The organism is Pandoraea pneumonica, assembly GCF_902459645.1.
Taxonomy (GTDB): Bacteria; Pseudomonadota; Gammaproteobacteria; order Burkholderiales; family Burkholderiaceae; genus Pandoraea; species Pandoraea pneumonica.
Window position 1 is genome coordinate 1254848 of sequence record NZ_CABPSK010000001.1, and the last position, 24155, is coordinate 1279002.

At 63.1% G+C, this 24155-nt stretch carries 18 protein-coding genes; 5 read left to right on the forward strand and 13 right to left on the reverse strand.

The genetic code is table 11. The features are described from left to right. Positions 1-78: 78 nt before the first annotated feature. From rseP to rpsB, 8 genes are all read right to left on the reverse strand, one after another. Positions 79-1482: an RIP metalloprotease RseP gene (rseP, locus tag PPN31114_RS05445; protein WP_150678423.1), complete on the reverse strand. Its 1404-nt coding sequence runs from the start codon at positions 1480-1482 to the stop codon at positions 79-81. A gap of 47 nt (positions 1483-1529) precedes the next feature. Beyond that, a complete protein-coding gene (gene ispC / locus PPN31114_RS05450; protein ID WP_150678424.1) occupies positions 1530-2735 on the reverse strand; it encodes a 1-deoxy-D-xylulose-5-phosphate reductoisomerase in 1206 nt (401 codons plus the stop codon). A 2-nt stretch (positions 2736-2737) separates the two neighbouring features. After that, the gene (locus PPN31114_RS05455; RefSeq protein ID WP_150678425.1) at positions 2738-3547 is read right to left on the reverse strand and encodes a phosphatidate cytidylyltransferase; all 810 of its coding nucleotides are present in this window, start codon (positions 3545-3547) and stop codon (positions 2738-2740) included. Then, positions 3547-4329: a polyprenyl diphosphate synthase gene (uppS, locus tag PPN31114_RS05460; RefSeq protein WP_150678426.1), complete on the reverse strand. Its 783-nt coding sequence runs from the start codon at positions 4327-4329 to the stop codon at positions 3547-3549. Before uppS ends, PPN31114_RS05455 begins: the two co-directional genes overlap by 1 nt. 65 nt (positions 4330-4394) lie before the next feature. Then, positions 4395-4955: a ribosome recycling factor gene (gene frr / locus PPN31114_RS05465; RefSeq protein ID WP_150678427.1), complete on the reverse strand. Its 561-nt coding sequence runs from the start codon at positions 4953-4955 to the stop codon at positions 4395-4397. Between the two features lie 89 nt (positions 4956-5044). After that, positions 5045-5758, reverse strand: a complete 714-nt coding sequence (gene pyrH / locus PPN31114_RS05470) for a UMP kinase (protein WP_150678428.1) — start codon at positions 5756-5758, stop codon at positions 5045-5047. Positions 5759-5856: 98 nt separating this feature from the next. Beyond that, positions 5857-6738: a translation elongation factor Ts gene (gene tsf / locus PPN31114_RS05475; protein WP_150678429.1), complete on the reverse strand. Its 882-nt coding sequence runs from the start codon at positions 6736-6738 to the stop codon at positions 5857-5859. Between the two features lie 152 nt (positions 6739-6890). After that, positions 6891-7640, reverse strand: a complete 750-nt coding sequence (rpsB, locus tag PPN31114_RS05480) for a 30S ribosomal protein S2 (protein WP_150678430.1) — start codon at positions 7638-7640, stop codon at positions 6891-6893. Between the two features lie 564 nt (positions 7641-8204). Here rpsB and map point away from each other — a divergent pair. The 3 genes from map to PPN31114_RS05495 all read left to right on the forward strand — a co-directional run bounded on the left by map (position 8205) and on the right by PPN31114_RS05495 (position 13344). Further along, on the forward strand, positions 8205-9032 hold the full coding sequence (gene map / locus PPN31114_RS05485; RefSeq protein ID WP_150678431.1) for a type I methionyl aminopeptidase: 828 nt from the start codon (positions 8205-8207) through the stop codon (positions 9030-9032). 83 nt (positions 9033-9115) lie between these two features. Beyond that, positions 9116-11704 carry a [protein-PII] uridylyltransferase gene (locus tag PPN31114_RS05490; protein ID WP_150678432.1) on the forward strand — a complete coding sequence of 863 codons (2589 nt, stop codon included), beginning with the start codon at positions 9116-9118 and terminating at the stop codon, positions 11702-11704. Continuing rightward, on the forward strand, positions 11701-13344 hold the full coding sequence (locus PPN31114_RS05495; RefSeq protein ID WP_150678433.1) for a pseudouridine synthase: 1644 nt from the start codon (positions 11701-11703) through the stop codon (positions 13342-13344). Before PPN31114_RS05490 ends, PPN31114_RS05495 begins: the two co-directional genes overlap by 4 nt. 89 nt (positions 13345-13433) lie before the next feature. Here the strand turns inward: PPN31114_RS05495 and def are convergent, their stop codons facing one another. Together def and ligA are read right to left on the reverse strand one after the other, a co-directional pair. Next, entirely contained in the window at positions 13434-13967 is a 534-nt protein-coding gene (gene def, locus PPN31114_RS05500) for a peptide deformylase (RefSeq protein WP_150678434.1), read from the reverse strand. Positions 13968-13983: 16 nt separating this feature from the next. Beyond that, positions 13984-16107 carry an NAD-dependent DNA ligase LigA gene (gene ligA, locus PPN31114_RS05505; protein WP_246182406.1) on the reverse strand — a complete coding sequence of 708 codons (2124 nt, stop codon included), beginning with the start codon at positions 16105-16107 and terminating at the stop codon, positions 13984-13986. Between ligA and PPN31114_RS05510 the strand changes: the two genes are divergently transcribed. Then, positions 16106-16384: a hypothetical protein gene (locus tag PPN31114_RS05510; protein ID WP_150678435.1), complete on the forward strand. Its 279-nt coding sequence runs from the start codon at positions 16106-16108 to the stop codon at positions 16382-16384. The genes ligA and PPN31114_RS05510 overlap by 2 nt on opposite strands. Here the strand turns inward: PPN31114_RS05510 and PPN31114_RS05515 are convergent. The 3 genes from PPN31114_RS05515 to PPN31114_RS05525 form a co-directional block, all read right to left on the reverse strand. Beyond that, on the reverse strand, positions 16374-17915 hold the full coding sequence (locus tag PPN31114_RS05515) for a cell division protein ZipA C-terminal FtsZ-binding domain-containing protein (RefSeq protein WP_150678436.1): 1542 nt from the start codon (positions 17913-17915) through the stop codon (positions 16374-16376). The two genes, PPN31114_RS05510 and PPN31114_RS05515, sit on opposite strands and share 11 nt — an antisense overlap. Positions 17916-17954: 39 nt before the next feature. Next, positions 17955-21470, reverse strand: a complete 3516-nt coding sequence (smc, locus tag PPN31114_RS05520; protein WP_150678437.1) for a chromosome segregation protein SMC — start codon at positions 21468-21470, stop codon at positions 17955-17957. 166 nt (positions 21471-21636) lie between these two features. Next, positions 21637-22623 carry a DMT family transporter gene (locus PPN31114_RS05525; RefSeq protein WP_150678438.1) on the reverse strand — a complete coding sequence of 329 codons (987 nt, stop codon included), beginning with the start codon at positions 22621-22623 and terminating at the stop codon, positions 21637-21639. Positions 22624-22932: 309 nt separating this feature from the next. On the opposite strand from PPN31114_RS05525, the gene dapC reads away from it, so the two are divergent. After that, positions 22933-24147, forward strand: coding sequence for a succinyldiaminopimelate transaminase (gene dapC / locus PPN31114_RS05530; protein WP_150678439.1), 1215 nt, complete (start codon positions 22933-22935; stop codon positions 24145-24147). Positions 24148-24155: the final 8 nt, after the last annotated feature.

A 24155-nucleotide genomic window follows, 5' to 3' on the forward strand; every position in this document is an offset into this window, starting at 1 on the left:
CAAGAAACAATTGAATCGTAAAAAACTCGGATTTGCCTGCGACCGGCAGGCACGTGACGCTGTCAGGGTCAAATCGCCCTAATGCAACAACTTTGACAGGTCATTGAAAAGTGCTACGGCAGAGAGCGCAAGGATGCAAACGATGCCCACTCGTTGCAGCGCGCCCTGCCACCGCTCGGAGACTGCCCGACCGGTTATCGCTTCGACCGCATAATATAACAGATAGCCACCGTCCAAAACCGGAATCGGTAGCAGATTCAATACGCCCAGGCTGATGCTGACAAGGGCCAGAAAGGCAACGAAATAATCGAGACCGAGTCGAGCCGAACGCCCCGCGTAGTCGGCGATCGTGACCGGGCCGCTCAAATTCTTGAGCGACGCTTGCCCCGTGATCATCTTGCCGAACATCCGCACGCTAAAGGCCGTGACATCCCAAGTGCGCTGCGCACCCCGCCCGATCGCCTCGAACAAGCCGTAACGCACCGTCACCGTGTCGACCTGGCTGGCCAGCGCCGCGCCGATTTTGCCCACGCGTGCGGCCGCAGCGCCACCGCCCGACTGCTCGGCGTCGACTTCGGCACTCGGCGTGAGCGTAATCTGCTGCGTCGCGCCGTCGCGGCGAATGGTGAGCGTCAACGGCTTACCCGGATGCGCGCGCACGGCGTCGACCAGCGCTTTGGCAGATACCACCGCAAGCCCGTCTACCGCCGTAATCTCGTCGCCTACGCGCAAGCCAGCCTTCCCCGCCGCGCCGTCGGGCAGCAACTGCCCCACCTTGACGCGCGCCGACGGCACCAACCCCAGACGCTGCATGAAATCCTGTTCGCTGTCGGCATCGAAATGCTGACCGGCAGCGTCCAGCATGTACTCGGCCCGTCCATCACGGGTGCGCGCAACGAGCGTGACGCGCTGACCGTCGATCATCGGATCGACCAGGCGCCAGCGCAGATCTTCCCAGGAACGCACTGGGCTTTCGTCGCCCACCGCCTCATCCGGGCTGTTGCCGTTTTCACGCACACCAGTAATGAGTTCACCGCCCGCCAGACCGGCACGCGCGGCCAGCGTCCCCGCTGCCGGTGCGGCAATGCGGGCGACAGGCTCCGTCACGCCCGCGAGATTCAAACCGGCGTAAAGGGCAATGGCAAGCAAGAAGTTGGCGATCGGCCCGGCCGCCACAATGGCGAAGCGCTTGTAGACCGACTGACGATTGAAGGCGCGCGCCCGATCCTCGGGATCCACCACCTGCGTCTCGTCACGCTCATCGAGCATGCGGACGTAGCCGCCGAGCGGCAGCGCGCACAGGGTCCATTCGGTGCGGTCGCGCCCCATCGTCCATTTGACGACCGGCGCCCCAAAGCCCACCGAGAACCGCAGCACCTTCACGCCACACCATCGCGCGACGGTGTAGTGGCCCAACTCATGGAAAACCACCAGCACACCAATGGCGACGGCGAAGGCGAGCAACGTGGTGAGCAGAGTCATGAGCGAATTCGGGCCGCGATGGCGTTACGACAACATAGAAGAAAGCGTCACGACGACGATGCCGCCGGGGCCGGCAACTTGGCCACGTAGGCCGTCGCCAGTTCGCGCGCACGGCGGTCGGCTTCGAGCACGACGTCGAGCGACGATGCCTCACCCACAGCCTCGCTCTCGAGCACGTGCTCGACAACCTGCGAGATGGCGGTGAAGCGGATACGGCCTTCGAGGAACGCTGCGACGGCGATCTCGTTCGCTGCATTGAGCAATGCACCGGCGGTACCGCCGCGATGCAGCGTTTCGAAAGCGAGGCGCAGGCACGGGAAGCGGCGCAGATCAGGCGCTTCGAACGTGAGCTTGCCGATATCGGCGAGGTTCAGCCCTGCGACACCCGAGGTCACGCGATCCGGGAACGCCAGTGCGTGCGCGATGGGCGTGCGCATATCGGGGTTACCGAGTTGGGCGAGCGTCGAGCCGTCCGTGTAGGTAACCATCGAGTGAATCACGCTCTGCGGGTGAATCAGCACTTCAATACGCTCAGGCGGCATATTGAACAACCAGTGCGCCTCGATCACTTCAAGGCCCTTATTCATCATGCTCGCCGAGTCGACCGAAATCTTTCGGCCCATCACCCAGTTCGGATGCGCACACGCTTCATCGGGCGTCACATTCTCGAGCGATGCCAACTCGCGCTCACGGAACGGACCACCCGACGCCGTCAGCACCAGCTTCTCAACCCCGCGCGTGGAAATGCGATTCTCACCCGCCACTTGCGGCAGGCATTGGAAGATAGCGTTGTGTTCGCTGTCGAGCGGCAGCAGCGTGGCACCGGCACGTTCGGCCGTCGCCATGAACAGCGCGCCCGAGAGCACGAGCGACTCTTTATTAGCCAGCAGAATGCGCTTACCGGCGCGCGCCGCGGCGAGCGTCGATTGCAGACCGGCTGCCCCCACGATCGCCGCCACAACCATCGTCGCCTCACCGGCTTCTGCGACATCGATCAGGGCTTGCGGACCGTAGGTCACGTCGATCTTCAGCCCAGCATCAGCCAGACGTGCCGCCAGTTGACGGGCACCGTCGGCGTCGGCCACCACGGCGACTTGCGGGCGGTGCGCGACGCACTGCTCGAACAAGCGCTCGAGGTTGCGGTGCGCGGTGAGCGCGTAGACGGAGAAACGGTCGGGATGACGCCCCACGACATCGAGCGTGCTAACGCCGATGGAACCGGTAGAGCCGAGAATGACGAGACGTTGCGACATGATCAGACGAAGAGCAGAGCCAGTGGCAGCACCGGCAGCAAGGCATCGATACGATCGAGCACGCCACCGTGGCCGGGCAGCAGCGCGCTGGAATCCTTCACGCCGGCTTGCCGTTTAAGTTGAGATTCGAACAGGTCGCCGACGACCGAAAAGGCCACCAGCACCGTGAGGGCGATCACACCGAGCGCAAGGCCGAGCGTGTTAGCAAGATGCGAAACGATCGTCGGCGCCTGAAGGCCGCTCGCGAGCACCGCACCTGCCACGACGAGCACCAGCAACCAGCCACCGATGGCCCCTTCCCACGATTTACCCGGACTGATCGACGGTGCCAGCTTGCGGCGTCCGAAGGCACGCCCGGCAAAATACGCGCCGGTATCGGCGAGCCAAACGATGACGAGCACCGACAACAGGAACGCCACACCCTGCTCGCGCGCCAGACACAACGCCTGCCACGCAGCAATCAACAGCACCGGGCCGGCGACCAACAGCAGACCGCGCCATGAGCCCTTGGTGGCGGGCTTGCGCATCAGCGTATAGGGACCGGCGAGTACCCAGAAAATGGCGGCCGGTTTCAGCCAGATATGCGTGAGCGTCCAACCGCCCGCCCACGTCATGCCCACACCGAGCAGTGCGAGCGCGCCGTAAAAGACTGCGCCCGTGCCGTTCAGACCGACCAGACGGCCCCATTCCCAACCCGCCGCGGCAACGATCACAGCGGCGAGCAATGCAAACTGCGCCGGCGTACCGACGAAGATCACGGGCAGAAGAATGGCGAGGAGTACGACAGCGGTAATAACGCGTGTCTTGAGCATCAGGCGGATTGTCCCGAGGGGTTCTGGACTTGCGCGCTGGTACGGCCAAATCGGCGCTCACGTTGCTGAAACTCGGCAACCGCGCGCTTGAGCGTATCGGCGTTGAAGTCCGGCCAGAATTCTTCGGTGAAATACAGTTCAGTGTACGCCAGTTGCCAAAGCAGAAAATTACTGACGCGCTGATCGCCGCCGGTGCGGATGAACAGATCCGGCTCCGGCGCATAAGCCATGCTCAGATAAGGCGCGAGATCGTCTTCGGAAAACGACGTCTCAAGCCCCGCGGCCCCGCCTTGCGCCACACGCGTGGCGGCAAGCTTCTGCGCGGCTTGCAGAATGTCCCACCGGCCGCCGTAATTTGCGGCAATGGTGAGCGTGAGGCCTTTATTGTCTTTCGTGCGTTCCTCGGCACGGCGCACCAGTTCCTGGATGCGCGGCTCGAAAGCTTCGAGCGCACCGATCACGCGAAGACGAATGCCGTTGCTATGCAATTTGCCCACCTCGCGCTCCAGCGCCAGGATGAACAGTTGCATCAGCGTCGAGACCTCGTCCTGCGGACGGCGCCAGTTCTCGGAACTGAACGCGAACAACGTCAGGTACTCGACACCGAGCTCCGCGCAGGCCGTGACAGCCTCGCGCACGGCATCGACGCCGCGCTTGTGACCTGCAACGCGCGGCAATTTACGACTGGTAGCCCAACGCCCGTTGCCATCCATGACGATGGCAACGTGGCGCGGAATACTTGCTGTTTCAGGAACAGTAAGCGTGGAGTTCAGAAAACCCATTGAGATACGGCGCGGGAGTCAGGGCGCGAAGTCGGCGAGGAATCAGACGGCAAGTGCTTACGCACTCACACCGTCATGATCTCGGCGTCCTTCTTTTGCACCAGCTCGTCGATCTCGACGACGGCCTTGTCGGTCAGCTTCTGAACGACATCGTTGCCACGGCGCTCGTCGTCTTCCGAGGCTTCTTTTTCCTTGACCAGCTTCTTGAGTTGCTCGTTGGCGTCGCGGCGCAGGTTACGCACGGCAACCTTGGCGTTCTCGCCTTCCGACTTGACCAGCTTGGTCAGTTCGCGGCGACGCTCTTCGGTCAGCATGGGCATCGGCACGCGAATCAGCTCGCCTTGGGTGGCCGGGTTCAGGCCGAGATCCGCATCGCGAATCGCCTTTTCCACCACGGCAACCATCTTCTTTTCCCACGGCTGCACGCCGATCGTGCGGCCGTCGACGAGCGTCACGTTGGCGACTTGCGAGATGGGCACCATCGAACCGTAGTAGTCGACCTGCACGTGGTCGAGCAGGCCGGTATGCGCGCGTCCGGTACGAATCTTCGCGAGGTTACCCTTGAACGATTCGATCGAGCTCTGCATCTTCTGCTCGGCATTCTTCGTGATGTCAGCAACGGTCATGACAACCTCCAAACCTAGAATTGATACGCAAACAAACGTAAATGATACGGCGTCGGCGCGCCAATGCGCGCGGACGCCGCAATTTGAACTCAAACGTGGACGAGCGTTCCCTCGTCTTCGCCGAGGATGACGTGCTTGAGCGCGCCCGGCTTCACGATCGAGAAAACGCGCACCGGCATCTTCTGATCGCGGCACAGCGCGAAAGCCGTCGCGTCCATGACCTGCAAGTTCTTCGAGATGGCTTCATCGAAGCTGATGGTCGAATACTTGACGGCGTCCGGATCCTTCTTCGGATCGGCCGAGTACACGCCATCGACCTTGGTCGCCTTGAGCACCACTTCGGCACCCACTTCCGAACCACGCAGCGCAGCGGCCGTATCGGTCGTGAAGAACGGGTTGCCCGTGCCGGCGGCGAAGATCACAACTTTACCTTCTTCCAACTGACGGATCGCGCGGGGGCGGATGTACGGCTCGACCACTTGGTCCATACGCAGCGCGGACTGCACACGCGCTTCGATGCCGGCGTGACGCATTGCGTCTTGCAACGCCAGGGCATTCATCATGGTCGCCAGCATGCCCATGTAATCGGCCGTTGCGCGGTCCATCCCGGCGGCACCGCCTGCCACGCCACGGAAAATGTTACCGCCGCCGATCACGACAGCCAGTTGTACGCCAAGGCGAACGACTTCGGCAATATCGGCGACCATGCGTTCGATGGTTGCACGATTGATGCCGAACGCATCGTCACCCATGAGGGCTTCACCAGAGAGCTTGAGAAGTACGCGTTTATAAGGAGTAGACATGGCGGTCCCTAAGAAGTCTGGTCTGGCACTGTGAGGGTATTCTGGATGAAACAACGGGGACGGCACCGCCGCCCCCGGATACTACGGTACTGCGCGAATTACGACTGCTTAGCGGCGGCCACTTGCGCTGCCACTTCGGCTGCGAAGTCGTCTTGCTTCTTCTCGATGCCTTCGCCGACCACGAACATGGTGAAGCCCTTGACCGTGGTGTTGTTGGCCTTGAGCATTTGCTCGACGGTCGACTTGTCGTCCTTCACGTAAGCTTGGTTCAGCAGCGTGACTTCCTTCAGGAACTTCTGAACGCTGCCTTCCACCATCTTCGCGACGATTTCAGCCGGCTTGCCCGATTCAGCAGCCTTCTGCGAAGCGACGCTGCGCTCCTTCTCGATCAGATCGGCCGACACTTGGTCTGCCGACACCGACACCGGCTTCATCGCGGCGATGTGCATGGCGACGTTCTTGCCCACGTCGGCATCAGCACCTTCGAACTCGACGACCACGCCGATACGCGTGCCGTGCAGGTACGCGGCCAGCTTGCCAGCCGTTTCATAACGCTGGAAGCGGCGGATGGTCATGTTCTCGCCGATCTTGCCGATCAGGTCCGTGCGCACTTGTTCAACGGTCTTGCCGTCGAGCGGCAGCGCGCCCAGTGCAGCCACGTCGGCCGGGTTGTTCTCAGCGACGAGCTTGGCCACGTCGTTGGCGAACTTCAGGAAGTCGTCGTTCTTCGAAACGAAGTCGGTTTCGCAGTTGATTTCGACCACAGCACCCTTGCCGCCGTCGATGTACGTAGCGATCACGCCTTCGGCCGTGATGCGGCTAGCGGCCTTGCTGGCCTTGCTGCCCAGCTTGACGCGCAGGATTTCTTCAGCGCGTTCCATGTTGCCTTCGGCTTCGGTCAACGCCTTCTTGCATTCCATCATCGGCGCATCGGTCTTGGCGCGCAGTTCGCCCACCATCGCTGCAGTAATTGCCGGCATATCGTTACTCCTGTATATCGAATCAGTCGGGCGGATGGCACCCAGGCGGCCGCACTGCCCTGCCCAGGCGCCCCGCGCACCCGACGCGGGGAAATCGGACTAAAAAAAAGGGGCGCCACAAGCAGCCCCTTTTGTTACGCAGCGGTGGCCGCTTACGCCTCTTCGTTCACTTCGACGAACTCGTCGCCATCGCCGCGCACGGCTTCGACGACTTCCTTGACGGCGTTTGCACGGCCTTCGAGGATCGCGTCAGCAACGCCTTGCACGTACAGTTCGACGGCCTTGCTCGAATCGTCGTTACCCGGGATCACGTAATCCACACCTTCCGGCGAGTGGTTCGTGTCGACCACGGCGATCACCGGAATGCCCAGCTTGTTGGCTTCGGTGATAGCAATCTTGTGGTAACCGACGTCGACCACGAAGATGGCGTCGGGCATGCCGCCCATTTCCTTCACGCCGCCAATCGACTTTTGCAGCTTGGCCATTTCGCGATCGAACAGCAGCGCTTCCTTCTTGCTCATGCGCTCTTGCTCGCCGGCTTCCAGAGCCTGCTCCATGTCCTTGAGCTTCTTGATCGACGACTTCAGGGTCTTGAAGTTCGTCAGCATGCCACCCAGCCAACGGTTGTTGACGAACGGCTGGCCAGCGCGGCCTGCGGCTTCTGCCACGATTTCACGCGCTTGACGCTTGGTGCCCACGAAGAGGATCGTGCCGCGGTTTGCAGCCAGTTGGCGCACGTACTTCAGCGCGTCCTGGTACATCGGCAACGTCTTTTCGAGGTTGATGATGTGGATCTTGTTGCGATGGCCGAAGATGTAGGGGGCCATCTTGGGGTTCCAGAAACGGGTTTGGTGACCAAAGTGGACGCCCGCTTCCAGCATCTGACGCATAGTGACAGACATGTGATTCTCCGTAAGGGTTGGGTCTTAGACCGGCTGCCGTACCCGTTTCGTCAGACTGCCATACAGCTTTGCATGACCCGCCTGCGAAGTTCGGGCACCCTGGGTGCGCCGGCCCGCGATTTCAAAGTTTTCTAAGCCGATGACAAGTTTCGCCACCCGGCACTCCGTCGGAAGCAGCGCGAATCAAACGATTTGCACCACCGCGGGGCAGAAAATACCCCAAAAACCCAACAGAAGCCATTGAATTCCAAGGGAAAACCCTTGGGTTTATTGACAACTCGTCCTCGACTTAGCCCGAGATTATAGCATCGCACTGTGCTGGTACTCAAGCGACGCGTGAACTTCCCGTGACATCCCGTAAATCCCCGGTTTGCGCGGCTTTCCGGCGAGTTCGGAACACCGACATGCGCCACTCGCCAAGCTGCCCGGCAACCGACTCGCCAATTGACGCCCAATCGGCCGGAAATCCACGCCGTACGGGGCAAGCACCGGCAAAAGCGGGGGCGAAAACCGAAGGTTGGTGCGATAATGCGCCATTGTTCCAGCGATATGTCCGATTTCCCAATGGCCATCACCATCAAGAATGCCCACGACGTCGAAATGATGCGCGTCGCCTGCCGTCTGGCAAGCGAAGTGCTCGACTTCATTACGCCGCACGTGCGTGCCGGCGTCACCACCGGTGAGCTCGACCGCCTGTGCCACGAGTACATGGTCAAAGAGCAAGGCACCGTGCCCGCGCCGCTCAATTATCAGCCGCCGGGCTACCCGCCCTACCCCAAAGCCACCTGCATTTCGGTCAATGACGTGATCTGTCACGGCATTCCGGGCGACAAGGCGCTCAAAAACGGCGACGCGCTCAACATCGACATCACTGTCATCAAAGACGGCTATTTTGGCGACACGAGCCGCATGTTCATCGTCGGCGACGGCACCATTCTCGCCAAGCGTCTCGCCCAAGTGACCTACGAATGCATGTGGCTCGGCATCAACCAGGTGCGCCCGGGTGCGCGCCTTGGCGATATCGGCCACGCGATTCAGACGCACGCCGAAGCCCAGGGCTACAGTGTGGTTCGCGAATATTGCGGCCACGGCATCGGCCAGGTGTTTCACGAAGACCCGCAGATTCTGCACTATGGCCGCCCCGGCACCGGGTTGGAGTTGCAGGCCGGGATGATTTTCACGATCGAACCGATGATCAACGCCGGCAAGCGCGAAATTCGCACGATGCCCGATCAGTGGACGGTGAAAACGCGCGATCGCAGCCTGTCGGCGCAATGGGAGCACACGTTGCTGGTCACGGAAACGGGCCACGAAGTGCTCACGCATTCGGCCCTGACGCCGCCCCCGCCGCCGGGTTCGGCCTATCTGGCGTCGTTCGCCGCTGCCGCTTGAGTTTTTGAGTTTATGTGTCCGGCCGCCCCCCCCCCAGGCGGCCGCCCAGCCTGACCCTGTCTCTCCACGCCCAGGAAGCCGCCATGCACGCGCGCGCGCACGCCCCTTCTCCGCTACGTCAGGCCCTCAAAGAACGTAAGGCCGAACTCGTCGAACGCTTTGCCACGCACGGCAAGATCGACGTGTTGCTGCATGGCCTTTGCCACGCCGTCGATCAGGCTATGCGCGAAGCGTGGGCCAGTTGCGCGATGCCCGACGATCTCGCGCTGGTCGCCGTGGGCGGCTACGGGCGCGGCGAGTTGTACCCGTATTCGGACGTCGACATCCTCGTCTTGCACCGCCATAACGGTGGCAACGGCGGCGACGGCGAATGCGACGGCGCACTCACCTCGCACGTCGAGCCGTTCATTGGCTTTTTGTGGGACATCGGGCTGGAAATCGGCTCCTCGGTGCGCACCGTCGACGAGTGCATTGCCGAAGCGCATGCCGACGTCACGGTACAAACCAGCTTGCTCGAAGCCCGCCTGCTCACCGGCAACCCGGCGCTCTTCGAGGAATTCGAGCAACGCTTCTCCGCCGATCTCGATCCGCGCGCGTTCTTCCGCAGCAAGCAGTTGGAAATTCGCCAGCGCCACGCGAAGTATCAAGATACGCCGTACAGCCTCGAGCCGAATTGCAAGGAAAGCCCGGGCGGTCTGCGCGATCTGCAAGTCATTCTCTGGATGACGAAGGCCGCGGGCCTCGGCAATAGCTGGTCGGAGCTCTTCGCGCGCGATCTGCTGACCGATCGCGAACTCAAGGAATTGCGCCGTAACGAGCAGTTCCTCAAGGGTTTGCGCGCCCGCTTGCATCTGATCGCGCGCCGCCGCCAGGACGTGCTCGTCTTCGACATGCAGACGCCGCTCGCGCAAAGCCTCGGCTTCGAGGCGACCAGCACCAAGCGCGCGAGCGAACAACTCATGCGCCGCTACTACTGGGCGGCCAAGGCGGTTTCGCAACTCAACACGGTGCTGTTGCTCAACGTCGAAGCGCGGCTATTCCCGCAGAGCAGCGGCATTACGCGCGTGATCAACGAGCGTTTCGTCGAGAAGCAAGGGATGATCGAGATCGTCGACGACGAGCTCTATACGCGTCATCCGAACGCCATTCTCGAAACGTTCCTGCTCTACGAACAAGTCATCGGCGTGAAAGGTTTATCAGCGCGCACGCTGCGGGCGCTTTACAATGCGCGCGAGCTGATGAATGCCCACTGGCGGGCTGACCCGGAAAATCGCCGCACGTTTCTGGCGATTCTCCAGCAGCCGCAAGGCATCACGCATGCGTTGCGGTTAATGAATCAGACGAGCGTGCTGGGCCGTTATCTGATCAACTTCCGCCGCGTCGTCGGTCAGATGCAGCACGACCTGTACCACGTGTACACCGTCGATCAGCACATTCTGATGGTCGTGCGTAATATGCGCCGCTTTGCGGTGGCCGAGCATGCGCACGAATACCCGTTCTGTAGCCAGTTGATTGCCAACTTCGACCGGCCGTGGGTACTGACCATCGCCGCGCTCTTTCACGATATTGCGAAGGGCCGCGGCGGCGATCACTCCACGCTGGGCATGGTCGATGCGCGACGCTTTTGCACGCGTCACGGCATCGACAAGGAAGACACCGAACTGATCGTCTGGCTCGTGGGCGAGCATTTGACGATGAGCACGGTGGCGCAAAAGCAAGACACGACCGACCCCGAGGTGATTCGCCGCTTTGCGGAGAAAGTGGGCAATGAACGGCGTCTCACAGCGCTGTATCTGCTCACGGTGGCCGATATTCGCGGCACCAGTCCGAAGGTGTGGAACGCCTGGAAGGGCAAGCTGCTCGAAGACCTGTACCGCCTGACGTTGCAAGTGCTGGGCGGCGCGAACCCCGACCCGCATGCGCAGTTGAAGACACGCAAGGAGGAAGCCCTCGGCCTCCTGCGGCTTTACACCGTGCCCGAGCGTGCACAGGAGGCGCTCTGGAATACGCTGGACGTGGCGTATTTCTTACGCAACGACCCGGCGGACGTGGCTTGGCAGACGCGGCATCTTTGGCGTCATGTCGATAGCGCAACGCCGATCGTGAAGGCGCGGCCATCGCCCATTGGCGAGGGTTTGCAGGTGATGGTGTACGTGCGCGATCAGGTCGATCTGTTCGCACGCATTTGCGGCTACTTCGAGCGCAAGGGCCTGTCGATTCTCGACGCGAAGGTGCACACCACGAGCCATGGGTTCGCGCTCGACAGCTTCCTGCTGACGGACCCGGGGCTCGACACGAGCTACCGCGACATCATCAGCCTGGTGGAGAGCGAGTTGGTGGCGTTGCTCACACGAGCCGAGCCGCTCGCTGAGCCGAGCAAAGGCCGGTTGCCGCGCCGTTCGCGCAGCTTCCCGGTCACCCCGCGCGTCGATCTGCGACCGGACGATCGCGGTCAGTATTACCTGCTGTCGGTGTCGGCCAACGACCGCACCGGTCTGCTTTACGCGGTTGCCCGCGTGCTCGCGCGTCATGGCGTGAGTGTGCGCACCGCCCGCATTAATACCCTCGGCGAGCGTGTTGAAGACACGTTCCTGCTCGATGGCAGCCGTTTGCAGGACAACCGTCTGCAAATTGCCGTCGAGACCGAATTACTAGAAGCACTGGAACCATGAGCGATACCCCGCGCGCCAAACTGGGCGCCAAACACCCCCGAACTCTCGACAAGACCCGCTCGCCGGTGCGCTCGTCTGGCGCGCTGCGCCGTCCGACGAAAGCCGTCCCGGCGTCGCAGCTCGCTGGCAGCGGCGTGAAGAAGAAGCCGACTGGACCGCGGCCTTCCCGTCCGCGTCCGGCAGGCGACGACTTCACGCAGTCGGCTGGTGGCGCACGCCGCCCGGCGGGCCCGGCAGGTGCGGGCGCGGGGGCACCGCGCAAGCCAGCGGGAACGGGAGCGCCGTTCGAAAAGCGCCCTTATGGTGAGCGCCCTCCGGCGCGTGGTCAGCGCGAACGCGTCGCTGGTGCGCGTCCGGCACGTTTTGACGACGAGCGCCCGCGCCGTTTCGATGACGACCGTCCGCGCCGCGCCCCCGAGGGCGGTGGCCGTGGCGATCAAGGCCGTCCGTTCAATCGTGGGGCCGACGACCGCGCGCCGCGACGTTTCGACGAGAACCGTCCGCGCCGCGCGCCGGAAGGTGACGGCCGTGGCAATCAAGGCCGTCCGTTCAATCGTGGGGCCGATGACCGTGCGCCGCGTCGTTTCGACGAAGACCGTCCGCGCCGCGCGCCTGAAGGCGATGGCCGTGGCAATCAAGGCCGTCCGTTCAATCGCGGTGCCGACGACCGCGCACCGCGACGTTTCGACGAAGACCGTCCGCGCCGCGCGCCCGAAGGCGGTGGCCGTGGCGATCAGGCACGTCCGTTCAATCGCGGCACCGAAGGCGCACCGCGTGGCCGTTTTGCCAACGACGACCGTGGCGCACGCCCTGCGCGCGCTGCACGTCCGACGCGCGTCGAGCGCGATGACGACGACGATATCAAGGTCCACAACGACGCCGCAGGCTCGCTGCGCCTGTCCAAGCGCATGTCGGAACTCGGCCTGTGCTCGCGTCGCGAAGCCGACGAGTGGATTGCCAAGGGCTGGGTCCGTGTCGACGGCAAGGTCGTGACCGAACTCGGTACACGCATTCTGCCCACGCAAGAGATCACCGTCGTGCAGGCCGCCCGCAAGGAACAGGCCAATCGAGTGACCATCATCATCCACAAGCCGGTGGGTTACGTCTCAGGTCAGGCAGAAGACGGCTACGAGCCGGCGATCGTGCTGGTCAACCGTGAAAACCACTGGTCGGAAGACGACGCTGGCGTGCGCTTCTCGCCGTCGCATCTGCGCAGTCTGGCCCCCGCGGGCCGTCTGGACATCGACTCCACCGGCCTGCTCGTCCTCACGCAGGACGGCCGCGTCGCCAAGCAACTGATCGGCGAAGACTCGGACATCGAGAAGGAATACCTCGTGCGCGTGTCGTTCAACGAACATGAGCAGAACGTGCAAGCGCATTTCCCCGAGCATCGTTTGGCGCTGCTGCGCCATGGCCTCGAACTCGACGATCAGCCGCTCAAGCCTGCACAAGTCGAATGGCAGAACCCGGAGCAACTGCGCTTCGTGCTCAAGGAAGGCAAGAAGCGTCAGATCCGCCGTATGTGCGAGCTGGTCGGTCTGCACGTCACAGGCCTCAAGCGCGTGCGCATGGGCCGCATCACGCTGGGCAATCTGCCCGCGGGGCAGTGGCGCTATCTGCGTCCCGGCGAAGAGTTCTGATTTCGCCGCCTGCGTAGGCAACGCCCAATGAAAAAGCCCGCTTCTTGGAAGCGGGCTTTTTTTATCCTGCGGCGAGTGCCGTTCGGCGATCAGTCGTCGCTTTGCGGATCGAGACCGGGAAAGAGAATCTCGGTGAATCCGAATTTGCTGAAGTCGGTAATGCGCATCGGATACAGCTTGCCGATCAGATGATCGCACTCATGCTGCACTACACGGGCGTGAAACCCTTCGGCGATGCGGTCGATGCTCTTGCCGTACTGATCGAAGCCTTCGTAACGCAGCATCGAATAGCGGCTGACCATGCCGCGCAGCCCGGGCACCGACAGGCACCCTTCCCAGCCTTCCTCCATATCCTGCGTGAGCGGCGTGATCACCGGGTTGATCAGCACCGTCTCGGGCACCTCAGGCGCATCAGGATACCGGTCGTTATGCTCGAAGCCGAAGATCACTACCTGCAAGTCCACGCCGATTTGCGGCGCGGCGAGCCCGGCGCCATTGGCATGTTTCATGGTGTCGAACATATCGGCCACCAGTTCATGCAGCTCCGGCGTATCGAAGTGCTCGACCGACTTGGCGATACGCAACAGCCGCGGGTCGCCCATTTTCAGAATGTCGCGAATCATCGATTGGGTCCTCACATCAAAGCGCGGCCAACATGGTCCGCATAGCGTCCTCATCGAGCACCGGAACTCCCAATGCCTCGGCTTTCGCCAGCTTGCTGCCGGCTTCCGCCCCCGCGACCAGATAATCGGTCTTCGCCGAGACGGAACCCGCCACCTTCGCGCCCTTCTCTTCGAGCATCGCCTTCGCTTCGTCGCGCGAGAGCGTGGGCAAAGTGCCCGTGAGCACGAACGTCTTGCCTGCCAGCGGCAACGGAGCCACCGCCGCCGGTTCGGACTCCGGCCAGGTCACGCCCGCCGCGCGCAATTGTTCGATAACTTCGACATTATGCGGCTCGGCAAAAAAATTGGCGATGGACTGGGCCACAATCGGTCCGACGTCCGGCACGGCCAGCAGTTCCTCGGCATTCGCCGCCATCACGTTATCGAGCTTGCCGAAATGACGCGCCAGATCCTTCGCCGTGGCCTCGCCCACATGGCGAATACCTAGCGCGAAGATGAAGCGGGCAAGCGTCGTATGCCGCGCCTTCTCCAGCGACGCCACCAGATTGGCCGCCGACTTGTCGGCCATCCGGTCGAGCGCCGCGAGTTTGGCCACACCGAGCTTGAACAGATCGGCTGGGGTGCGAATGATTTGCTGATCGACCAATTGCTCGACGAGCTTGTCGCCCAGCCCTTCGACGTCGAGCGCACGGCGCTGCGCGAAGTGCAGCAACGCCTGCTTACGTTGCGCCGCGCAAATCAGCCCGCCCGTGCAGCGCGCGATGACTTCGTCGGGCAGCTTCTCGATGGCCGAACCGCACACCGGACATTCGGTCGGCATGACAAATGCACGCGCGTCCGCCGGACGGCGCTCAACTACCGAGCCGACCACCTCGGGAATCACATCGCCCGCGCGTCGCACGATGACCGTATCGCCGATCATCACGTCCTTGCGGCGAATTTCGTCTTCGTTGTGCAGCGTGGCGTTGGTCACCGTCGCGCCGCCGACGAACACCGGGGCGAGACGTGCCACGGGCGTAATCGCGCCGGTGCGCCCCACTTGCACCTCGATATCGAGCAGCGTCGTGAGCGCCTCTTGTGCCGGGAATTTATGGGCGAGCGCGAAGCGCGGTGCTCTGGAGACGAAGCCCAGACGATCTTGTTCGTCGCGGCGATTCACCTTGTACACCACGCCATCGATGTCGTAAGGCAGCGACTCGCGCGTCTCGCCAACGGCCTTGTAGAACGCCAGCAACCCCGCCGCCCCGCGCACGACCTCGCGACGGTCGTTGACGGGGATACCGAGGTCGACATACCAGTCGAGCAGCGCCGAATGTGTCTCGGGCATCGGCACGCCCACAAGCTCGCCGACGCCATAAGCGAAGAACGACAAGGGCCGCTTCGCCGTAATTTTCGAATCGAGTTGACGCAGGCTGCCAGCCGCCGCGTTGCGCGGGTTGACGAACACCTTCTCGCCAGCCGCTTCCTGTGCGCGATTAAGCTTGTCGAAGTCAGCGCGGAACATCAGCACCTCACCACGCACTTCCAGCACTTCCGGCGGGTGATCGGTGGACAAACTCAGCGGAATCTTCTTGACCGTGCGGATATTGGCCGTGACATCTTCACCCGTCGTGCCGTCACCGCGCGTGGCCGCTTGCACGAGCACGCCGTGTTCATAACGCAGCGCAATCGCCAGACCGTCGAATTTCAGTTCGGCCGCATATTCCACCGGCTCGGCGCCATCACCGAACAAATCGCCCGTAGGCGCAGCACCGGGCGCGCGCAAACCATCGGCTACCCGGCGATCGAACGCTTCGATATCTTCATCGCTAAAGCCGTTATTCAGCGAGAGCATCGGCACGCGATGCACCACCGGCGCGAAGCCCTCGACGGCCTTGCCGCCCACGCGCTGTGTGGGCGAGTCGGGACGCTGCAAATCGGGAAATGCGGTTTCCAGCGCGACGAGTTCGCCGAAGAGGCGGTCGTACTCAGCGTCGGGAACAATCGGGGCGTCGTCTTCGTAATAGGCGCGGTTGAGCCGCATCAACTCGGCGCGCAGTGCAGCGGCGCGCTCGGCTGCTTCGGCAGCATTGGCGACATTCACAGGGCTGGCGGCCGTAGCGGCGCTCGCGCCCTGGCCCGGAGCAGAAGTTTGGGACATGCGTGGGAACTCGGGATTCGAGAAGTCAGAACATTATGCCTTCGACGCGCCCGGCTTGGCGCGCTCGAAGGTTCGGCAAAACTGGGAAAGTCCGGGCATCGACCACGAGGAAGCCACGGGAAGAAAAAACGCCGTTCACCCGACGGTGAGCGGCGTGCATCGAATGCTGCGCTGCGCGATTGCCCGCAAGCGCTGTTCAGCCAGTGGCAGCGAGGCTGCCCCGCTGGCTCGCCACATCAGCAAGCCAGCCGGACACCCCGTCCGGCTTATTGGCTGAACAGGCGGCGCGTGACCGGCGAGCCTGCCGGCAACCCGCGCGCTTCGAGACGTTCATAAAGCTTGAGCAGCTGCTTGTCGACGTTTTGCAGTGCGGCATCGGAAAGCGGCCGGCGTTGATCGTCCACCACTCGCCCGCCAATGCGCTGACCGACGGAACGTGCGTAATCGCACATCAGACGGAACGGCAGCAAGTCTTCATCGGCCACCGGCACATCGAGCAGCATGGTGATCAAATCGCCGCCCTTGTACGTCAAGTCGTCGCGCAGGAAATTGGTGTCGCCGAATTGCAGCATGAACACCGGATTCTGACGCGTATCGAGCTTCACAAAGCGCATGCCGTCGCGCGAGAGCAGCAACCCGTCTTGCGTGGCCACCGCCTGCACGTAGTTGGCCGACCAAGGCGCGCCGTCCGAGAGGACGTTGACCGACAGTTGCGCATCGCACTGGGCAGCAAAGCTGTCCAGTTCGCGGCCGCGTGCCACCGTCTCCATCATGTCGGGCAGTTCGGGCAACGCATCGACGGCGTCCGCCAGCGTCTGCACCAGATTCGAGAACTCGGAGAACTCGACTTCATTAAGCGGGCCCGCGCGATTGGCCAATTGCACGGCCATGCGCAGTTGGTGATAGCGCCCGCCCGTACGGATGAGCTCCCACGGCGAATGTTCGTCGGCACGGCCTTCGATATTGACCGGCTTGCCCCCGGCACGGCGCATGCGCACGGTCAACGGCATCAGGCGTTCAGCGGCAATGACGTTCGCCAGCGGCAGTTCGACGATGCAATCGATGCGCTCGTCGATCACCGGCGGCGGACCGCTCGGCACAGCGGGACGCGTCGCAACGGCCGCCTCGGCAGGCGCTTGCTGGGCGCTCGGCGCCGGGGCAGCCGCCGACGCGGCTTGCGGCGCTTGAGGCGCTTGAGGCGTCTGTACAGCGGCGTCCTGGGCACCTGCCGCAGCGGCGACGGCCCCTGCGGCGGCAGCGTCTACGGTGTCGTCGGCAGCCAGTTCGGCGTCCACGCGCGCCACCATGCTGGCGGTCGCGGCTTGTTGTTCATCCTCAACTTGGGCTGCGTGCGTCGCCACTGCGTCTGCCGAAACATCGACCGATGCTTCGACCGGCACATCGGCGACTGCCGCCGCGGCACCCAACGTCGGCTCGACCGGTTCGCCGGCCTGTTGTGCGGCCTCCTGCGCAGCACGCTTGCGTGCGGCGGGCGGTGCATCCCAGGCGTCTTCGTTAATGGCAAAGGCGTCTTGCACCGAGGTGCTGGCCGCCGTGGCGGGCCCAAGCGTGGGTTCGCGGCGTTCGCCGGACTGCGGCACGCGTGGCGGCGAGAGCGTCGGTTCGATGAACGGACGCTCGTCATCCGGATCGGGCACGCCAGCCGTGGCGTCGATACCCGCCCCGTCGACCGGCATGCGACGCGGAATGCGCCGGCGGGCTTTGCTGCCCTGCCACGCGTTATAAGCCACAACCCCCAGTAGTACCACTACCCCTGCGGCAATCAAGCTCAGCTGCAGTTCATTCATGCGCGGCGTTCCTCTCTCTTCTCCATCGTGGGCATGGGGTCAGGCTAATTCGGCCAGATTGATCGCGGATTCCATGTCCACCGCCACAATCCGCGACACCCCTTGTTCCTGCATGGTGACGCCGATGAGCTGATTGGCCATTTCCATCGCAATCTTGTTGTGTGAAATAAAGACGAATTGGGTACGGTCGGACATGCGCGCCACCATCTTGGCGTAACGCTCGGTATTCGCGTCGTCCAGCGGTGCGTCCACCTCATCGAGCAAGCAGAACGGCGCCGGGTTCAACTGGAACATACCGAACACGAGCGCAATGGCGGTGAGCGCTTTCTCTCCACCCGACAGCAAGTGAATCGTGGAGTTCTTCTTGCCCGGCGGTTGTGCCATCACCTGCACACCAGCGTCGAGAATTTCGTCGCCGGTCATGATGAGCTTGGCTTGTCCGCCGCCGAACAGCATTGGGAACAGTTCACCGAAATGCTTGTTCACTTCGTCGAACGTGCCTTGCAGCAGCACACGCGTTTCTTCGTCGATCTTGCGAATCGCGCCTTCGAGCGTTTCGATGGCGTCGTTCAAGTCGGCCGACTGGGCGTCGAGGAAAACCTTGCGCTCGCGCGCCGTTTCCAACTCTTCCAAGGCGGCCATATTGACCGGACCCAGCGCGTTGATCGCGTTGTTGATGCGCGTGACTTCGCCTTGCAGATACGACGCCTTCATATCCGGCGTGAGCTTGGCCGAGAGCGCTTCCTCGTCGACTTCCGCGTTCGCGAGTTGCTCCACGAACTGCTCGCCGTTCAGGCGCGCCGCCTGCTCCTTCAACTGCAATTCGGTGATGCGATCGCGCAACGGCTGCAAGCCGCGTTCGGCCGCGAGCCGCTCTTCATCGCTCTGGCGCAGTTTCTGCGTGAGCGCGTCGAGTTCGATGCGCGCGGCGCCCAGAATCTCTTCCTTTTCGGCGCGCAATTCCAGCGCGTCTTGAAGGCCGTTCTCGGCAGTCTGTTCGGTAATTTGGGCGAGTTCGGCCTGCGCCTGCTCGATCGACACCACCAGACGATCGGCCTGCTCCAGCGCCGTCTGAATGCTGCGGCGATGCTCGTCGATCTTATTGACGATGCCCTTCTGACCGAACGCGGCCTCTTGCGCCAAACGCTCCATCTCACGGGCGCGATTGCGCGCGTCGGAGAGTTGGCTATCCAGCGATTCGAATTCGAGCTGACCGTCTTCGAAGGTCGCCTGCAATTCGGCCAGACGGGCGTCGTTCTGTTCGAAATTGGCTTCCGACTCGACACGCAGGGCACGCTGCTCTTCGATCTGCGCCGCAATTTCACGCAGTTCTTCGTCGATCTGCGTGCTACGCGCGTTGAAGCGCTCGTAGGCTTGCGTGAGCTTGAGCACGTCGAGCTGCAACGCATGCACGCGCTGCGTCGCGCGCTCGGCGCGGCCCCGCACGTCGGTCAATGCCTGCGCGGCCTGACTGTAAGCGGCTTCGGTGCGCACGGCAGCCGATTTCGCTTCGTCGGAGAGCAGGATCTGCGCACGCAGTTGTTTGCCGAGGTTTTCGATTTCTTGCTGACGGGCAAGCAGACCGGCTTGTTCCGAATCTGCCGCGTACAACTGCACGCCAACGCGCGTGACCTGATGGCCAGCCTTGACGACCAGCGACGTGCCTTCGGGCAATTGCGCGCGCAGCGTCATTGCCTGCGTCAGGTCGTCGGCAACGAAGACGTGACCCAGCCACTCCTGCAACACGGCACGCAGGCCCGGGTCATCAATGCGCAGCAGCGAGAGCAACGGCCGCAGCGATGCCGGCGCGTCGAGCGGGCGTGCGGCCGGCGGCGGCGAGTAGAACGCCAGCTTGGCCGGCGGCGCATCGCTCGCAAAGGCTTTGACCCAGTCGAGATTACTGATTTCGAGCGCAGCCAGACGCTCACGCAGCACCGATTCGAGCGCGTTTTCCCAGCCCGGCTCGATATGCAGCTTTTTCCACAGACGCGGCAGTTGCGCCAGCTCGTGCTTGTCGAGCCACGGCTGTACCTTGCCTTCGGTCTGCACGCTTTCTTGCAGTTGCTTGAGCGCCGTGAGGCGGGCTTCCAACTGCGCGATCGTCGCGGCTTCGGACTGCACGCGCGCCTGCGCTTCGCTGCGCTCGGCTTCCAGACGCGGCAAACGCTCTTGCGCTTCGGCCAACTCGGCCTGTGCGTCTTCGAGCATCGCCTGATGTTCGGCCAGATCGCCGCGCTGCATCTCGAGTTCGGCTTCGTCGGGCTTATCGAGCCCGCGTGCTTCACCCTGCAAACGCTCCTGACGCTGCTGCAACTGCTGCAACGCTTGGTCGGCGTTGCGCTGATGCGCCGCTTCGAGCTTCAGGCTCTGTTCGACCTGCGCGATTTCGCTGCGCTGTTCGTTGAGCAGGTTCTGCGCATCGCGCCAACCGCTCTCGAGTGCCGGGAGCGCGTCGTTCTGATCGGCGGCCTGATCCTGCGCCGTCGCCGCGCGCTCTTCGGCAATGATGAGTTCTTCTTCGGCCAGCGCCAGCGCTTCTTCCGACTGCGACGAGCGGGCCTGCCACTGTTCGCGCTGAGAAGTGAGCGCCGCCAGTTGCGCCTGCACGCGATTGCGCGACTCGACGACGTAGCGAATCTCAGCTTCGAGTCGGCTCACTTCCGAGTTCGCCTCGTACATGGCGCTCTGGGCAGCCTGCACGGCGTCGGTGGCGGTGTAGTGCGCGGCGCGCAGCGTTTCGAGATCGGATTCCGACCCACGCAGCCGCGCCATTTGCGCTTCGAGATCGACCTGTGCCGATTCGATGGCGCGTTGCTGGCGCTCTTGCTCGCTTTGCGCTTCGTTCTTGCGCAGCAGCCACAGCAATTGCTGTTTCTCTTCGCCGTCGCGATGCAAGTCTTTGAATCGATTGGCGACGACCGCCTGCGATTCGAGCTTTTCGAGATTGGTGCCGAGTTCGCGCAGGATGTCTTCCACGCGCGTCAGATTCTCGCGTGTATCTTGCAAGCGGTTCTCGGTCTCGCGGCGGCGTTCCTTGTACTTCGACACCCCGGCGGCTTCTTCGAGGAACACGCGCAGTTCTTCGGGCTTGGCCTCGATGATGCGCGAGATCATCCCCTGCCCGATGATGGCGTAGGCGCGCGGCCCGAGGCCAGTCCCGAGGAAGATGTCCTGAATATCGCGGCGGCGTGCCGGGAGGTTGTTGATGTAGTAGCTGGAGGTGCCATCGCGCGTGAGCACGCGCTTGACGGCGATTTCGGCGTACTGGCTCCACTGCCCTGCGGCGCGCCCGGCGCTGTTGTCGAACACAAGTTCGACGCTGGCGCGGCTCGCCTGCTTGCGGGCGGTCGATCCGTTGAAAATCACGTCCTGCATCGATTCGCCGCGCAGCTCGGAGGCGCGCGACTCGCCGAGCACCCAGCGCACGGCATCGATGATGTTGGATTTGCCGCACCCGTTCGGGCCGACGATCCCGACCAACTGGCCGGGAACCGCGAAGTTCGTCGGGTCGACGAAGGATTTGAAGCCAGCGAGTTTGATGGAAGTCAGACGCACGGCAGGTTCGCTTTATCGGTCATTGAATGATGGGAAAGACACAGACGCGCTTAGCTGGTCCTGTCGGGCCACGCGCACGCTGGCGTGCGCGGGCCGCTCACACCGGGCGAAGGCTTCGCTTAACACTCTCGCGACGCCCGTCACACCGGTATGACATGGGTACGCATCATACCATCGCATCCCCTGGCGTCGTGGATTTACAACGCTTCGATTCGGGCAAAATTCCGGACAAGATTCCGGCGGCCACGATGCACAATCCGCCGACGATTTCACGCGTGCCCAGCCCTTCGCTGGCCAGCCACCACGACGAGATCGCCGCGACCACGATTTCGAACAGCATGATGAGCGCCGCCTGATTGGCCGGCACCCGCGCCAGACCGAATTGCACGATGACGTTGGAGATCGCAATGGTGCAGCCCAGCGCAATCACCACTGCCGCGGCGGACGGGCTGGACGTCAGCGCCGAGAGCGCCGCCGCACCCGACTGAATCCCCCCATCGAACGGCAGCACCAGCAGGCCGCCGGTGAGGCAGCCCAAATAGAGGGTCCAGCTACGCATTTCCGGCTTGACGTCAGGCAGTTCGAGACTCACCCGGCGCAACAGCACGTTATTGAGCGCAAACGCGGCCCCGGCGACCAACCCGGCCCACTCGCCCGGGTTATTGGGCACCGGCCAGCCCAGTTCCGGCGACCAAAGCATCAGCCCCGCCCCGCCGAGCGCCAGGGCGATCAGGCCCGCACCACGCAGCCCGACGCGCTCGCCGAGCAGCCAGTTCGCAAAAAGCGCCGTCCATACGGGGGTCAGATAGAACAGCAGCAACACGCGCATGACATGCCCGTGCGTGGTGCCCCAGACAAAAGCCACATTGGTGAGACCGCCCGCAAAGGCCACGCCCGCGAGCAGCCACGACCAGCGCAGCGTGCCCAGCGAGCGGCGATAGACCAGGGAAAGCAGTAATAAAGCGATGGTGGCCGTGCAGGCTTGGGCCGGCACGGCGGCGACGCCCCACTGGGCGAGAACACGGTAAGGGAACCAGGCGAGACCCCAGACGGAAGAACCGATGAGGATGGCCAATACGGGGGCCGCCCGCGCGCGCAGCGTGGCGCCGGACAAAGCGTCCGGGCCTGGCGCGCCGTTGCCGGCTACGGTCATACATGCTCCTGAAAAACCTGAGATACTCCGCAGACTTGCCCCACTGGCGCCTCGGAGTGTGCTGAATTACGCAGCGGTTCGCGCTTTGTGCGCGCCGTGACGGTATAATTTTCGCTTTACCGATCTTGCCATTCTTGGGCGCGTCCGGGAACCCCTTCGTGTGATGTGGCCTATACACCGGCGCGCTACCCTTTGCCGGGCCGCGCGTGTCAACATCCGATGTTCCCCCGGCACGAATCCTGCACCGGATGCGCCGAAACCTCGCGAAAGCGCCTCGCGAGCCCTAGCCCTGAGTCTGTTTGAATTCTCGTGAACCCATTACTCGACAAGCTCCAGCCCTATCCCTTTGAACGCCTGAAAGCGCTCGTGGCCGATGTCACGCCCGCTGCCGCGTACAAGGCCATCAGCTTCGGCATCGGGGAGCCCAAGCACCCCACGCCGCAGTTCATCAAGGAAGCCTTGATTGAAGGGCTGGGCGGTCTCTCGAACTACCCGGCCACGGCCGGTGGCGAGCCGCTGCGCGCGTCCATCGCCGCCTGGCTGGAGCGCCGCTACGCGCTACCGAACGTGAACCCGGCCACCGAAGTGCTGCCGGTCACCGGCTCGCGCGAAGCCCTGTTCTCGTTTGCCCAGGCGGTGGTCGACGGCAGCAAGCCCGGCGCCCGCGTACTGTGCCCGAACCCCTTCTATCAAATCTATGAGGGTGCGACGCTGCTCGCTGGTGCTACGCCCTACTACGCCGACAGCGATCCGGCGCGCAACTTCGCCCCCGACTACGACGCCGTCCCGGCGGACGTGTGGCGCGACGTGCAGCTCGTGTATCTGTGCTCGCCGGGCAACCCGACGGGTGCCGTGCTCAATTTGGCCGACTGGAAGCGTCTGTTCGAACTCTCGGACCAGTACGGTTTCGTGATCGCCTCCGACGAGTGCTACTCCGAGATCTATTTCGACGAAGAGCGCGCGCCGCTGGGCGGTCTGGCAGCGGCCCACCAACTGGGCCGAGGTTTCGAGCGTCTGGTGGTGTTCTCCAGCCTGTCGAAGCGCTCGAACGTGCCCGGCATGCGCTCGGGGTTCGTGGCGGGCGATGCTGCCATCCTCAAGAAATTCCTGCTGTACCGCACCTATCACGGCTGTGCCATGAGCCCGGCAGTGCAGGCGGCGAGCATTGCCGCGTGGAACGACGAAGCGCACGTGCGCCTGAACCGCAGCAAGTACCTGAAGAAGTTCCAGACGGTCACGCCGATGCTCGCTGAAGTGCTCGACGTGCGCCTGCCGGACGCCGGTTTCTACCTGTGGGCCAAGGTCGACGAGAAAACCGGCCTGTCGGACACGGAATTCACGCGCCAGTTGCTGGCGCAATACAATGTCGCCGTACTGCCCGGGTCGTATCTGGGCCGCGCGGCGCACGGCACCAATCCGGCCGAGAACTATGTCCGTATCGCCCTCGTGGCCGATGTGGATGAATGCACCGAAGGCGCACAGCGCATCGTGCAGTTCTGCCAATCGCTCAGCCAATCCCGTTAATCCCTTTT